Annotated in this window: 11 protein-coding genes; 5 read left to right on the plus strand and 6 right to left on the minus strand. The window is 58.2% G+C overall.

Going from position 1 to position 13,767, the window contains the following annotated elements:
- Positions 1-60: 60 nt before the first annotated feature.
- Positions 61-657, minus strand: a complete 597-nt coding sequence (gene nudK / locus AC2TE5_RS16390) for a GDP-mannose pyrophosphatase NudK (RefSeq protein WP_213328097.1) — start codon at positions 655-657, stop codon at positions 61-63.
- Between the two features lie 66 nt (positions 658-723).
- Positions 724-2,700 carry a formate-dependent uric acid utilization protein AegA gene (gene aegA, locus AC2TE5_RS16395; RefSeq protein WP_484612023.1) on the minus strand — a complete coding sequence of 659 codons (1,977 nt, stop codon included), beginning with the start codon at positions 2,698-2,700 and terminating at the stop codon, positions 724-726.
- Between the two features lie 152 nt (positions 2,701-2,852).
- Between aegA and narQ the strand changes: the two genes are divergently transcribed.
- Positions 2,853-4,547, plus strand: coding sequence for a nitrate/nitrite two-component system sensor histidine kinase NarQ (gene narQ, locus AC2TE5_RS16400; RefSeq protein ID WP_213328095.1), 1,695 nt, complete (start codon positions 2,853-2,855; stop codon positions 4,545-4,547).
- Positions 4,548-4,689: 142 nt separating this feature from the next.
- On the plus strand, positions 4,690-7,803 hold the full coding sequence (gene acrD / locus AC2TE5_RS16405; RefSeq protein ID WP_213328094.1) for a multidrug efflux RND transporter permease AcrD: 3,114 nt from the start codon (positions 4,690-4,692) through the stop codon (positions 7,801-7,803).
- A gap of 109 nt (positions 7,804-7,912) precedes the next feature.
- Here acrD and ypfM read toward each other — a convergent pair whose 3' ends face one another.
- A complete protein-coding gene (gene ypfM, locus AC2TE5_RS16410; protein WP_015572204.1) occupies positions 7,913-7,972 on the minus strand; it encodes a protein YpfM in 60 nt (19 codons plus the stop codon).
- Between the two features lie 387 nt (positions 7,973-8,359).
- Between ypfM and AC2TE5_RS16415 the strand changes: the two genes are divergently transcribed.
- Genes AC2TE5_RS16415 through AC2TE5_RS16425 form a run of 3 tightly spaced genes read left to right on the plus strand, consistent with a single transcriptional unit; the run spans position 8,360 to position 10,070 of the window.
- Positions 8,360-8,710, plus strand: a complete 351-nt coding sequence (locus tag AC2TE5_RS16415) for an ArsC family reductase (RefSeq protein WP_484612024.1) — start codon at positions 8,360-8,362, stop codon at positions 8,708-8,710.
- A gap of 10 nt (positions 8,711-8,720) precedes the next feature.
- Positions 8,721-9,848 (plus strand): succinyl-diaminopimelate desuccinylase, encoded by a 1,128-nt coding sequence (dapE, locus tag AC2TE5_RS16420; RefSeq protein WP_121425186.1) that lies wholly within the window; start codon positions 8,721-8,723, stop codon positions 9,846-9,848.
- A 24-nt stretch (positions 9,849-9,872) separates the two neighbouring features.
- A complete protein-coding gene (locus tag AC2TE5_RS16425; protein WP_014171111.1) occupies positions 9,873-10,070 on the plus strand; it encodes a YpfN family protein in 198 nt (65 codons plus the stop codon).
- A gap of 38 nt (positions 10,071-10,108) precedes the next feature.
- On the opposite strand, the gene ypfH is transcribed toward AC2TE5_RS16425, so the two are convergent.
- From ypfH to ypfJ, 3 genes are all read right to left on the minus strand, one after another.
- Complete coding sequence (gene ypfH, locus AC2TE5_RS16430) at positions 10,109-10,804, minus strand: esterase (RefSeq protein WP_048974870.1); 696 nt, start codon at positions 10,802-10,804, stop codon at positions 10,109-10,111.
- 73 nt (positions 10,805-10,877) lie between these two features.
- Positions 10,878-12,824 (minus strand): tRNA(Met) cytidine acetyltransferase TmcA, encoded by a 1,947-nt coding sequence (locus AC2TE5_RS16435; protein WP_484612025.1) that lies wholly within the window; start codon positions 12,822-12,824, stop codon positions 10,878-10,880.
- Entirely contained in the window at positions 12,824-13,693 is an 870-nt protein-coding gene (gene ypfJ / locus AC2TE5_RS16440; RefSeq protein ID WP_032659348.1) for a KPN_02809 family neutral zinc metallopeptidase, read from the minus strand. The genes AC2TE5_RS16435 and ypfJ overlap by 1 nt, the downstream gene beginning before the upstream one ends.
- Between the last annotated feature and the right edge of the window lie 74 nt (positions 13,694-13,767).

The following is a 13,767-nucleotide window of genomic DNA, read 5'->3' on the forward strand; positions in this document are numbered from 1 at the left end:
CGAAAACGCGTAACTGGGCAGTATCTTCGTGTTCCAGCCGGGGTTGCTCAATCGGATTTATCAGATATACCCGTCGGACTTCAAATTCATTAACCCGGTTGTCTGTAAATACTGCAGTAATATCACTGCCTTACCATCCCTGATTTCCCCTGAACGCATCATCTCCAGCGCCCGGGAAAAAGGAAGTTCCAGCACTTCGATATCTTCATCCTCAACGCCACCGCCCCGGTGGGTGCGCTGCGCGTCGCTGTACTCCGCAATAAAGAAATGGACGAGCTCAGTCACGCCGCCCGGTGACATAAACAGCTCAAAGACCTTTCTGACCTCGCCCACTTCGAAGCCGGTTTCCTCGACGGCCTCTTTGCGGATGCAAACTTCCGGCTCATCATCATCGAGCAGGCCCGCGCAGGTTTCAATCAGACGTCCGTCGGGGTTGCCATTGACCCATGTCGCCACCCTGAACTGACGGATCAGCACCACGCTCTGCTTTTCACGGTTATAGAGCAAAATGGTTGCTCCGTTGCCGCGGTCGTAGACCTCGCGCTTGTGGCGGATCACTTCACCGTTATTACGCGTAAGGTCATAGGTGATGTTACGCAGGACAAAGTAGTTTTCAGAGAGAATTTTGTCTTTGATAACGTCAATTTTCAGGGTCATACGGGCTCCACGACACAATGAGTCGTCCTATACTACGCCGTGAATCCCGCTTTGTCGCCCGCCGGTTTAATGATGTTTTGGCGCGTTAACCCCCAGCCAGTCGAGTATCCCTTGCGCCGCATGACGCCCTTCCGCCATGGCGGTCACCACCAGATCCGCGCCGCGTACCGCATCGCCCCCGGCGAAGATCTGTGGATTGGTCGTCTGGTAACGGTAACGGCTCTCGACGGAGGCAACGATCCGCCCCCAGTCATCCGTTTCGACACCCTGCGCCTGCAGCCACGGCATCGCGTGCGGGTTAAAACCAAACGCCATGATGACCGCATCCGCGGCCATCACGAACTCGCTGCCCGCCACGGGAACGGGCCGACGCCGTCCCTGCGCATCCGGCTCTCCAAGCTCGGTACGCAGCATCCGGATACCGTTGACCTTTCCGTCAGGATCCAGCGTCAGCTCAACCGGCTGGACGTTAAATTCAAACGTCGCGCCCTCTTCTCTGGCGTTCTTCACCTCTTTCTTCGAGCCCGGCATGTTGGCCTCATCCCGACGATAGGCGCAGGTCACCTTCGCCGCACCGTGGCGTAACGCGGTGCGGACGCAGTCCATCGCGGTATCCCCCCCGCCAAGCACCACCACGTTTAAACCCTGGGTGTCGATGAACGGCTCGCTGGCCGTCGCCTCCAGCCCCATAACATGCCGCGTGTTGCCCACCAGGAAAGGCAGCGCGTCATAGACCCCCGGCGCGTCTTCATGCGGGATACCTGCCTTCATCGAGCGGTAGGTTCCCACACCAATAAACAGGGCGTCGTAATCGTGCTTTAACTGCGACATCGACACGTCCTGGCCCACCTCGCAGTTCAGCTCGAAGCGGATCCCCATCGCAGTAAATATCTCTCTGCGCCGCGCGAGCAGCGATTTGTCCAGCTTGAATGCCGGGATGCCAAAGGTCAGCAATCCGCCAATTTCCGGATGCCGGTCATAGACCGTCACGCTCACGCCGCTGCGCGCCAGCACGTCGGCGCATGCCAGCCCGGCAGGCCCCGCACCGACGATCGCGACGCGTTTACCCGACGGCGTAACGGCGGACATATCCGGCCGCCAGCCCATCGCCAGCGCCCGATCGGAGATATAGCGCTCGATGTTCCCGATGGTCACGGACCCCGCCTCTTCACGTATTGTGCAGGCACCTTCGCATAATCGGTCCTGCGGGCAGACGCGGCCGGTAATTTCAGGTAAACAGTTGGTCTGATGAGAAAGCTCGACCGCGCCGGTGATATCCCCCGCGTTGAGGCGCTCAATCCACTGCGGGATGTGGTTATGCAGCGGGCAGGTCCATTCGCAAATGCTGTGCTCGCCGCATTTCAGGCAGCGCGATGCCTCGCGGGCGGCCTGCTCGGCCCGAAACGGCAGGTAAATTTCGTTAAAATGGCCCACGCGCTCTGCGGCAGCGAGTTTGTCGGGCTCGCCGCGTGGCGCCGTCGCCTGCATCTGCTGCAGTTTGGTGCGCGGAGCAGTTTCTCCGACGACTTCCGCATGCCAGGGCTGCGCCTCCAGGCAGGCCGTGTGCTGTCGGCGCGACTTCGCCAGATTATCAAGGACAGCAGGCGTCACCAGTGAGAGGACATCTGCCGGGCAATTTTCGATACAGGCCGGGCCGCGTGGCCGCGTCAGACAGAGATCGCATTTGTTCGCCGAGGCCTTCACGCTGCCGCTGTCGAGCGGGGTGACGATAATCTCCATCGTGCCAAACGGGCAGGCCACCACGCAGGCCTTACAGCCGATGCATTTTTGTTGATTCACCTGTACGCTGTCATCGCATTTACTGATGGCGCCGTTCGGGCAGCTTTGCGCGCAGGGTGCATTTTCACAGTGATGGCAGGTGACGGGGCGTCGCTTGTCGCCGGATTTCAGGACCGTAATACGGGGATGAAAATGGCGCTCGCTCAGGACATGCTGCTCATCGTTGTGCGCCATCACGCAGGCCACTTCACAGGCGCGACACCCAATGCACTGCTGGCTGTTCGCCATAATAAAACGATTCATAACCACACCTGTTTTTGGTTCAATAACCTTATTCTTTGTATGAATATGGTATTTACGCATCACGGCGCGATCGGGCAATGTTCAAATGCCCAGGATGCCCAATTATTTACAGTGAACCTGTGGCAGATCAATTTTATTCAGAGAGCCGTTCTGTGACCGTTAAACGACCCGTTTCCGGAAGCCTTGCCTGGGCTTTCTTTTCGATCATTGTCTTATCCGTGCTGACCAGCACCGTCGCCCTGCTGACGCTTGCCAGCAGCCAGCGTGACGCCGAAGCCATTAATATCGCGGGTTCGCTGCGCATGCAGAGCTATCGCCTGGGCTACGAGATGCAGCGCAACAGCCCTTCCCTTGCCGCGCATCGCGACAGCTGGCAACGGACGCTGAGCGCGCCTGCCCTGCAGAAGCTGAACCGCTGGTACGTCCCGGACAATGTCAAAGCGCGCTACCAGCAGCTGCACGTGGCCTGGCTGGAGATGGATGCGCACATCGCCCGCGGCGACAGCGCGTGGTATCAAACCCACATTGAGGATTTTGTTGGCCGCATTGATGCCTTTGTGCTCGCCCTTCAGCACTACACCGAACATAAAATTCAGACGGTGACCCTGCTCTCTCTGGCGGGCGCTCTCGGGATCCTGCTCCTGACGCTGTTTACCCTGCGACGCATCCGTCGCCAGGTGGTGCTGCCGCTGAACAATCTGGTGGCGGCCAGTGAACGGGTTGAGCGCGGGGAATTTGCGACCCCGGCGCCGGATACCGCCCTGCCGAACGAGCTGGGCCAGCTTTCCCGCGCCTTCAACCACATGTCCGCCGAGCTCGCTACGCTTTACCGTTCGCTTGAGGCCTCGGTTGCGGAAAAGACGCGGCATTTGCATGAAGCCCACCAGCAGCTCGACATGCTGTTCAAGTGCTCTCAGGCGCTGAATACCGGCCAGATAGACAGCCACTGCTTCCGGCATATCCTGCAGATTGTCCATGACTATACGCAGATGAATTATCTGGAACTGCGCACCAGCGACGACTGGCGGCTGTGTGAAGGGACGGAATCTGAGGGCACTCCTCTGCAAAACCTGCCGGTACTGATGCAGGACACCCTTTACGGCGAGCTGCGCTGGCAAAGCGAGACGGACAGCGTCCCCCTTCCGCTGATGAGAAGCGTGGCGACCATGCTCGGGCGCGGGCTGTACTTTAACCAGGCGCAAAAGCATTACCAGCAGCTGCTGCTGATGGAAGAGCGCGCCACCATCGCCCGCGAGCTGCACGATTCGCTGGCGCAGGTGCTGTCGTATCTGCGCATTCAGCTGGCGCTGCTCAAACGCGCCGTGCCGGAGGACAATACTCCGGCGCAGACCATCATATCCGACTTCTCCCGCGAGCTGAACAATGCCTGGCAGCAGCTTCGCGAACTGCTTACCACCTTCCGCCTGACGCTGAACCACGCGAATTTACCCGCAGCGCTGCAGGAGTCGCTTGACGTCCTGCAGAGCCAGACGCAGGCGAAGCTGCATCTTGACTGCCGCCTCTCCTCGCTGGCGCTGGACGCGCAAAAGCAGGTGCATCTGCTGCAGATCGTGCGTGAGGCCGTGTTGAACGCCATTAAGCACGCGCAGGCCAGCGAGATCACCGTAAGCTGCGTGACCGCAGCGGACGGTACGCACAGCGTCAGCATTCGTGACAACGGCATCGGGATTGGCGAAGCCAGCGAGCCGCCGGGACACTACGGGCTGAACATTATGCGCGAACGCGCGCAACGACTCGGCGGAATGCTGCACTTTTCGCAGCCGCAAAACGGCGGCACGCTGGTCAGCGTGACGTTCCCGGCGCCCGCGCCGTTAACGGGTAAATAACGGTAAAGAGGGACGCGCAGGGAAAAGCGCATGATAATTTACATTATCTCCTTTATTTCTCCACGTTTGACCTGGCCCTTACCGCTAAAGTTATGCGGGCAATAAACAATAATGACGTGCAGCAAAACGAGGTCACACTTTCATGGCGAATTTTTTCATCGATCGCCCCATTTTTGCCTGGGTGCTTGCCATCCTGTTGTGTCTGACAGGTGTCCTGGCGATTACTTCACTTCCTGTTGAGCAATATCCCGATCTGGCACCGCCTAACGTGCGCGTCACCGCAAACTACCCCGGCGCTTCCGCACAGACGCTGGAAAACACCGTGACGCAGGTTATCGAGCAGAACATGACGGGTCTGGATAACCTGATGTACATGTCCTCGCAAAGTAGCGCCACGGGCCAGGCGACGGTGACCCTGAGCTTTAAGGCGGGCACCGACCCGGACGAAGCGGTGCAGCAGGTACAAAACCAGCTGCAGTCGGCCATGCGCAAGCTGCCCCAGGCGGTGCAGAATCAGGGCGTGACCGTGCGTAAAACCGGTGATACCAACATTTTGACCATCGCGTTTGTCTCGACAGATGGCTCGATGGATAAGCAGGACATTGCCGACTACGTCGCCAGTAATATTCAGGATCCCATCAGCCGTATTAACGGCGTCGGCGATATCGACGCTTACGGCTCACAGTACTCAATGCGCATCTGGCTCGATCCCAACAAGCTGAACAGCGTCCAAATGACGGCAACCGACGTGACGAATGCCATCAAAGCCCAGAACGCCCAGATTGCGGTGGGGCAACTGGGGGGAACGCCGTCCGTCGATAAACAGGCCCTGAACGCCACCATCAATTCACAATCCCTGCTGCAGACGCCGGACCAGTTCCGCAACATCACCCTGCGCGTGAATCAGGATGGGTCGGAAGTGCGTCTGGGCGATGTCGCCACGGTGGAAATGGGGGCGGAAAAATACGACTACCTTAGCCGCTTTAACGGCAATCAGGCCTCCGGCCTGGGGATTAAACTGGCCTCCGGTGCAAACGAAATGGCCACGGCCAAACTGGTGCTGGACCGTCTGGACGAGCTTTCACAATATTTCCCGCACGGGCTGGAGTACAAAGTCGCCTACGAAACCACCTCCTTCGTTAAAGCGTCGATTGAGGACGTGGTGAAGACCCTGCTGGAAGCCATCGCGCTGGTGTTCCTGGTGATGTACCTGTTCCTGCAAAACTTCCGCGCGACGCTGATCCCCACCATTGCCGTCCCGGTGGTGCTGCTGGGGACCTTTGCGGTGCTTTACGCGTTCGGGTACAGCATTAACACCCTGACGATGTTTGCGATGGTGCTGGCCATCGGCCTGCTGGTGGATGATGCCATCGTGGTGGTTGAAAACGTCGAGCGCATCATGAGCGAAGAAGGTCTCTCACCGCGCCAGGCGACGCGCAAATCCATGGGGCAAATTCAGGGGGCGTTAGTCGGTATTGCGATGGTGCTGTCGGCCGTCTTTATCCCGATGGCCTTCTTTGGCGGCACCACCGGGGCGATTTACCGTCAGTTCTCGATAACCATCGTCTCGGCGATGGTGCTCTCCGTGCTGGTGGCGCTGATCCTCACCCCTGCGCTGTGCGCCACTATTCTGAAACCGCTGCACAAAGGGGAGCAGCACGGGCAAAAAGGCTTCTTCGGCTGGTTTAACCGCATGTTCAACCGCAATGCCGCGCGGTACGAATCTGCCGTCGGTGGCGTGCTCCATCGCAGCCTGCGCTGGATGATGATTTACGTTGTGCTGCTGGGCGGCATGGTCTGGCTGTTTATGCATCTTCCCACCTCGTTCCTGCCGATGGAAGACCGGGGAATGTTCACCACCTCGGTGCAGCTCCCGAGCGGCGCAACGCAGCAGCAGACGCTGAAAGTGGTCCAGCAAGTGGAACAGTACTTCTTCACCAAAGAGAAAGATAACGTTGTGTCGGTCTTCTCCACCGTGGGCTCTGGCCCGGGCGGAAACGGACAGAACGTCGCCCGCATGTTTGTTCGCCTGAAGGACTGGGACGAGCGCGATACCAGAACGGGAACGTCATTTGCCATCATTGAACGCGCGACGAAAGCCTTTGCGCACATCAAAGAGGCGCGCGTCTTCGCCAGCAGCCCGCCGGCGATAAGCGGCCTGGGCAGTTCCGCCGGGTTTGATATGGAACTGCAGGATCACGCCGGGGCGGGCCACACGGCGCTAATGGCGGCACGCGATAAGCTGCTAGCGCTGGCAGGCAACGATCCGGGCCTGACCCGCGTTCGCCATAACGGCCTGGACGACAGCCCGCAGCTCCAGGTGGATATCGATCAGCGTAAGGCGCAGGCGCTGGGCGTCTCGATCAACGATATCAATGACACCCTGCAAACGGCGTGGGGCTCAAGCTATGTGAATGACTTTATGGATCGCGGCCGCGTGAAAAAAGTGTATGTCCAGTCCGCCGCGCCGTTCCGCATGCTGCCGGATGATATAAACCGCTGGTTTGTCAGGAATAACGCTGGCGGCATGGTGCCGTTCTCCGCGTTTGCCACCTCGCACTGGGAGAGCGGCTCGCCGCGTCTGGAGCGCTATAACGGCTACTCTGCGGTTGAAATCGTCGGGGAAGCCGCGCCGGGCGTCAGTACCGGTACCGCCATGGATACCATGGAAAAACTGGTGCAGCAGCTGCCCGCCGGTTTTGGTCTGGAGTGGACGGCCATGTCCTACCAGGAGCGTCTCTCCGGCGCGCAGGCCCCCGCGCTTTACGCGCTCTCTCTGCTGGTGGTCTTCCTCTGCCTTGCCGCACTGTATGAAAGCTGGTCGGTCCCGTTCTCCGTCATGCTGGTCGTGCCGCTTGGGGTTATCGGCGCCCTGCTGGCGACCTGGATGCGCGGCCTGGAGAACGATGTGTACTTCCAGGTGGGTCTGCTCACCGTGATTGGCCTGTCGGCGAAAAACGCCATTCTGATCGTTGAATTTGCCAACGAGATGAATGCCAAAGGCCACGAGCTGATGGCCGCCACGCTGCACGCCTGCCGTCAGCGCTTACGCCCGATCCTGATGACGTCGCTGGCGTTTGTCTTTGGCGTACTGCCGATGGCAACCAGTACGGGTGCAGGCTCCAGCAGCCAGCATGCCGTCGGGACGGGGGTGATGGGCGGCATGATTTCGGCCACCGTTCTGGCCATTTACTTCGTGCCGTTGTTCTTTGTGCTGGTGCGTCGCCGCTTCCCGTTAAAGGAACGCGCTGAGTAAGTGATTGAAATAAAAAAAGGCGGCTTTATCGGCCGCCTTTTTATTGTGTGATTAATTCACACTATGGTTATTTTACTTATTTTAGTGCTCTTGCAATTCTTACTGAATGTCATTTACGAAGCATGCCTTCGATAAAATCTTTCCAGTTCCCCAGTTCACGTTCAATCATAACAACCTCTCTTATTATTATGCGCATTCTACAAAAACGGACCATCATTGTGAAGACTATTTAACCAATTGCTGTGATTGTACCCCACGTCCTGCGGGGATTTATGATAAATATGAACGGAGAGCCGTCAATTTTTTGTGACGGCTAGCAATATTTTGAAATAACCCCACGGACGGGTGAGTTTTATTTTACCCGCTGAGTTTATTCGAAATTTAAACCTTATGGACATCTATGCTTAAAGGGTGAAAGAATATTCAGCGTACAGATGTGAGTTGAATTAAGATGAAGTGTAAATCCAGACGATTCCTGAATGTGTTATATTCCACTTAAGGATATATCTTCGAATTTACTGAACATTTAATCGCCATAAGAGCAAAAGGATTCACCATGGTTGTGATGTACGGCATTAAAAATTGCGACACTATCAAAAAAGCCCGCCGCTGGCTGGAAGCAAACAGCGTGGAGTACCGCTTCCACGATTACCGTGCCGACGGGCTTGATGCAAAATTTCTGCATAACGCGATCGGCGAACTGGGATGGGAAGCCCTGCTGAACACCCGCGGCACCACCTGGCGTAAACTCGACGAATCTCTGCGCGCCAGCATCAACAACGCCGACAGCGCGGCGAAACTGATGCTCGAGATGCCGGCAATTATCAAACGCCCATTGCTCTGCGCGCCAGGGCAGCCTATGCTGCTGGGTTTCAGTGAAACCCTTTATTCCGACTTTTTTCGTTGAGGTGTAGTTTATGTCATGCCCGGTCATTGAGCTGACTCAGCAGCTTATTCGCCGTCCTTCCCTTAGCCCGGACGACGCAGGTTGTCAGGCACTTATGATTGAGCGCCTGCGTGCCATCGGTTTCACCGTTGAACGCATGGATTTTGGCGATACCCAAAACTTCTGGGCGTGGCGCGGCCAGGGTGAAACGCTGGCCTTTGCCGGGCATACTGACGTCGTTCCCGCCGGTGACGCGGATCGCTGGATTAACCCGCCGTTTGAACCGACCATCCGCGATGGCATGCTGTTTGGTCGCGGCGCGGCAGACATGAAAGGCTCTCTGGCGGCGATGGTCGTGGCGGCAGAGCGCTTTGTGGCTCAGCATCCAAACCACAAAAACCGTCTGGCGTTTTTAATCACCTCCGACGAAGAAGCCAGCGCCCATAACGGTACCGTGAAGGTCGTTGAAGCGCTGATGGCGCGTAACGAGCGTCTCGACTACTGCCTGGTCGGTGAGCCGTCCAGTACCGAAGTGGTGGGTGATGTCGTCAAAAACGGGCGCCGTGGCTCGCTGACCTGTAACCTGACCATTCACGGCGTTCAGGGGCACGTTGCTTACCCGCATCTGGCCGATAACCCGGTCCATCGCGCTGCGCCAATGCTGAGCGAGCTGGTGGGCATCGAGTGGGATAAAGGCAACGAATTCTTCCCGCCAACCAGCATGCAGATTGCGAACGTCAAGGCCGGGACCGGCAGCAACAACGTGATCCCGGGTGACTACTTCGTCCAGTTTAACTTCCGCTTCAGCACCGAACTGACCGATGAGATGATCAAGGCGCGCATTGTCGCCCTGCTGGAAAAATATCAGCTGCGCTACACCGTGGAGTGGTGGCTTTCCGGCCAGCCGTTCCTGACGCAGCGCGGTAAACTGGTGGATGCGGTGGTGAACGCCATCGAGCACTATAATGAAATTAAGCCACAGCTGCTGACAACGGGTGGCACCTCAGACGGACGCTTTATCGCCCGTATGGGCGCCCAGGTTGTCGAACTGGGTCCAGTGAACGCAACCATTCATAAAATCAATGAGTGTGTCAATGCGGCAGATTTGCAACTGCTGGCCCGTATGTATCAACGTATTATGGAGCAACTCGTCGCCTGACGAACGCTCAGAGAGGAATAGCGAATGGATTGGCTTTCAAAGTACTGGTGGATTCTGGTGTTAGTTTTTCTGGTTGGCGTATTGCTTAACGTGATTAAAGATCTTAAGCGCGTTGACCATAAAAAGTTTCTCGCCAACAAACCGGATCTTCCCCCGCACCGTGATTTTAACGACAAGTGGGACGATGACGACGACTGGCCGAAGAAGGACCAGAAGAAGTAATCGTTAATTTTCCCCTCTCCCCGGGAGAGGGGGAAACCTCACATAAACTCTACGATATCATCGTTATCCGGCTTACCGCCGCTGAGCGCTTCATCAAAGTAGTGCTTCGGTACGGTATAGCGCAAACGATCGAGCGCAAACTGCATGCTACGGTCGTCAATCGCGTGGCCCAGCTCGTCAACGATATCCAGCGTCACATCCCCACCTTCGCGAATCAGCGCTTCCTGGGCGGCAACCGCATGCGAGAGCTCAATCACCCGGTCTTCACCACCGTGGATCAGGTGGATGGTGGTCTGCGTGGTCGCGCTGGTCGGTAGCGTCGCAAAACGGCCGTTAAACGCGATGACGCGTGAAACCAGACCCGGCTGCGCTTTAACGCTTTCCAGCGACATGATTGACCCCTGCGAGAAGCCAATCAATGCGGTTGCGTCGGCACCCACGCCGCTCTGCTGCTGCCAGTAGCGGACGATATCGATAAAGGTGGGCATGATGGCGTCGATGCGCGCCTGACGATTCTCTTCCGTCACGCCCTGAACAGAGAACCACTGGCGTCCGTTCGGACCACACGGCTCTACGCCACCGATGCTGACAATCAATGCCTCCGGAAACACGGGCGCAAACCAGCTGCCAATCTGACCCATATTGACGGCATTATCGCCAACGCCATGAAACAGAAGCAGTAACTGTTTAGCCGGTTTGTCAGGGCTTTGAACAACAAAATGGTCGTGTTTCATGGTGGTCTCCTTAATAGATGACCTGGATTCTACGCCTCCCGACGTGAATGACCATGCCACTTTACTGAAGAAGTCATTGAAAAAATTGCCATTGCAAAATATCTTCTTTCAGCTGCTGGCAGCGCGGATAGTCAAGGCTTTCAATCGCTTGCGCGGTTTCACTCCGCAACGTTGCCAGCAACGCTTTTCGCCCGACGTCTTCCGTTTTTCCTTCCATTTTCCCACGCAGGGCCGGAAGCGGCATGTCCACGGTTAACAACAGCCGCTTCAGTGCGGCAACCGAGGTTGAAAACGCCCGATGCGCAAAAGCAAACCCCGCCAGCTCCAGCCAGTCGTCATTATTAAGGGTAGCTTCCCAGCCATCCTCCACGGGGATCTTTTCACCGTTCCAGGCCGATAGCACCCGCGCATCGCGCTTCAGACGCTGCTGCGCCTGCTCGCACAGCTGACGCCCTGCCTGACTCTGCGGCAGCAAGGCCATCGCGGTGTAGCAGCCGCTGCTGGCTTCACGATGGCTGCCCATCCGCACCAGCACAAACCCACATCGCTGCCAGAAACGCCAAAGCTCATCGGTATAGCCAAAGCTCACCGACAGATAATCTTCGCCGCTGGCGCTGCGAACAAGCGCCTGGCCAATCCCTTCCCGCTGACGGTGAGGATGTACGGCAATGCGGGTCACCCGTCGTCCTCTGAGCGTCGCCGCCAGCGGAGAGCCGCCGTGCGCCGCCAGAGACTGCGCCACCAGGTTACCGCGCGGACGCCGGTACCCTGCCCACACGGCGCGGCTAAGCTCGGGGGACAGCCCGCCCTCCTCCACCAGCCAGAGCGCCCCGGCGATATCCGGGTCCGTTTCGGCAACGGCAAACCGCTGTCCGGGCGCGTCCATCATGCGGCGTAAATCGAGCGGCGAGGTGCGATAGTGTGCTGCGCAGAGAAGCTCGTACACGCTCGCTGCAAGCGCCGGGCGGCTTTCCCATGCCGCCGGCGTCAGGGACGTTAGACGCACCTCTCCCTCCGGGCGGCGGTCGATAAGCGTATCGTCAAACAGCAGCGCGCTGGCGACAACCCGCTCAAGCGGGCAGCCCGCAGCCCAGCGTACCGGTGTAGATAAGCTGTAGCGCTGCAGCCCGGCAAACCGACCGCAGAATTTTAGTAAGAATCCCCGGCCCGTCCCTTCATATCCCTGCACCGTGGTGGTCAACAGCACGCGAGGGAAACGGACTGCTAACTTTTCCAGCAGAGGTCCGGGGATCGCAGCGGCTTCATCGACAATCAGCCAGTCAGCCCGGTGTGAAGAGGCAAGCAGCGCGTCCGGGGCCATAAAATGAAAATGCTCTCCGGCAAAGCGGGCGATGATATCCGTCGCCCCCTTCGACGGCGCGGTGACCACGGCGCTGCCCGCAATGCGGTTCAGCAGCATTCCCGCCAGGGCTGATTTTCCGCGCCCGCGCGCGGCGGTGACGGCCACGATGCCCTCCGCCATCCCCTGCAGCACATCCAGGATCTCAGCCTGTTCGCGCTGCGGGGCGCCGCTGGCAGGCTGCCAGTCAAGCGCGTCGGGTAAAGGTGGAAGAGATAACGCACGGCCCTGATGCCAGACAATCGCGTCGGGGTCGGCGGCAATCGTCCGGCAGAAATGGTGTACAAAATGCGGAGTGGCTATCGCTTCGGCGCTGTCGCTCCAGCGCAGTGAATCGCTGTCTGGCAACTCGGCCCACGCGTCGAGCGGTGGAACCCGCAGCACCAGAAGGCTTCCGGCGCTCAGCGTTCCGCTCAGGGCGGCAAACGCGGCGACATCAAACCCGGCGCTGGCGTCAAAAACGGCATGCCGGAACTCGCGGCCCAGCAGGCCGCTGATGGCTTTTGAAGGATGTTCGTCCAGCCTTACCCAGTCTCCGGGAAAGGCGTCACGCAGGGCAACCGCCTGGCTTAACGTCCACTGCGCCTCGCCGCTGAGCACCACCAGCCGACGATGGCCGGTGCGCTCAAGCTCGCCTATTAGCTGTTCAAACTCCAGCATTACATCGCTTTGCCGAAGGTATTACACTGCGCCGGATCGCCGCTGTCGAAGCCGCGTTTAAACCAGCTATAGCGCTGCTGTGAGGTACCGTGAGTGAAGCTGTCCGGCACGACGCGCCCCTGGCTCTGCTGCTGAAGACGGTCGTCACCGATAGCCTGAGCGGCATTTAACGCCTCCTCAAGATCGCCGGATTCCAGCACGCCCTGCTGCTGCATGCTGTGGCCCCAGACGCCCGCGAAGCAGTCTGCCTGCAGCTCCATTTTAACGGAAAGGCGGTTCACTTCAGCCTGAGACGCATTTTGCTGAAGCTGGCGCACTTTTGGCTCAATCCCCAGCAGCTTTTGCACGTGATGGCCGACTTCATGCGCGATCACATAGCCCTGGGCAAAATCACCGTCAGCGCCAAGCTTGCGTTTCATGTCATCGTAAAAAGAGAGATCGATATAGACGGTGCCGTCTGCCGGGCAGTAGAACGGCCCCATCACAGATTGCCCGGTACCGCATCCGGTGCGGGTTGCCCCCCGGTACATCACCAGCTTCGGCTGCTGGTAGGTACGCCCCATCTTCTCGAACAGCTGACCCCAGGTGTCTTCTGTTGTGGCGAGAATAACGGAGGTAAATTTGGCCGCCTCATCTTCATTCGGACTGATGGAGCGCTGAGAATGCTCCTGCTGCTGCAGCGGCTGACCGGTCATCAACCCGGTGAGGTCAACGCCGTAGTAACCCGCGACCAAAACCACAATCAGCAGGATTATACCGCCCTTGCCGCTGGGTAACCGGAAGCCTGGCCCACCCATTGAAGGACCGCCGCCGCCATCACTGCGTCTGTCTTCTACATTGTCACTTTCACGACGCCCTTGCCAGCGCATAACCACCTCGAACTATTCCATTTATAATAGCTATGATCGTAGGCGGTTAACGGCAAGATTACCATAGGAAACAA

Source organism: Enterobacter sp. N5-15, assembly GCF_057221635.1.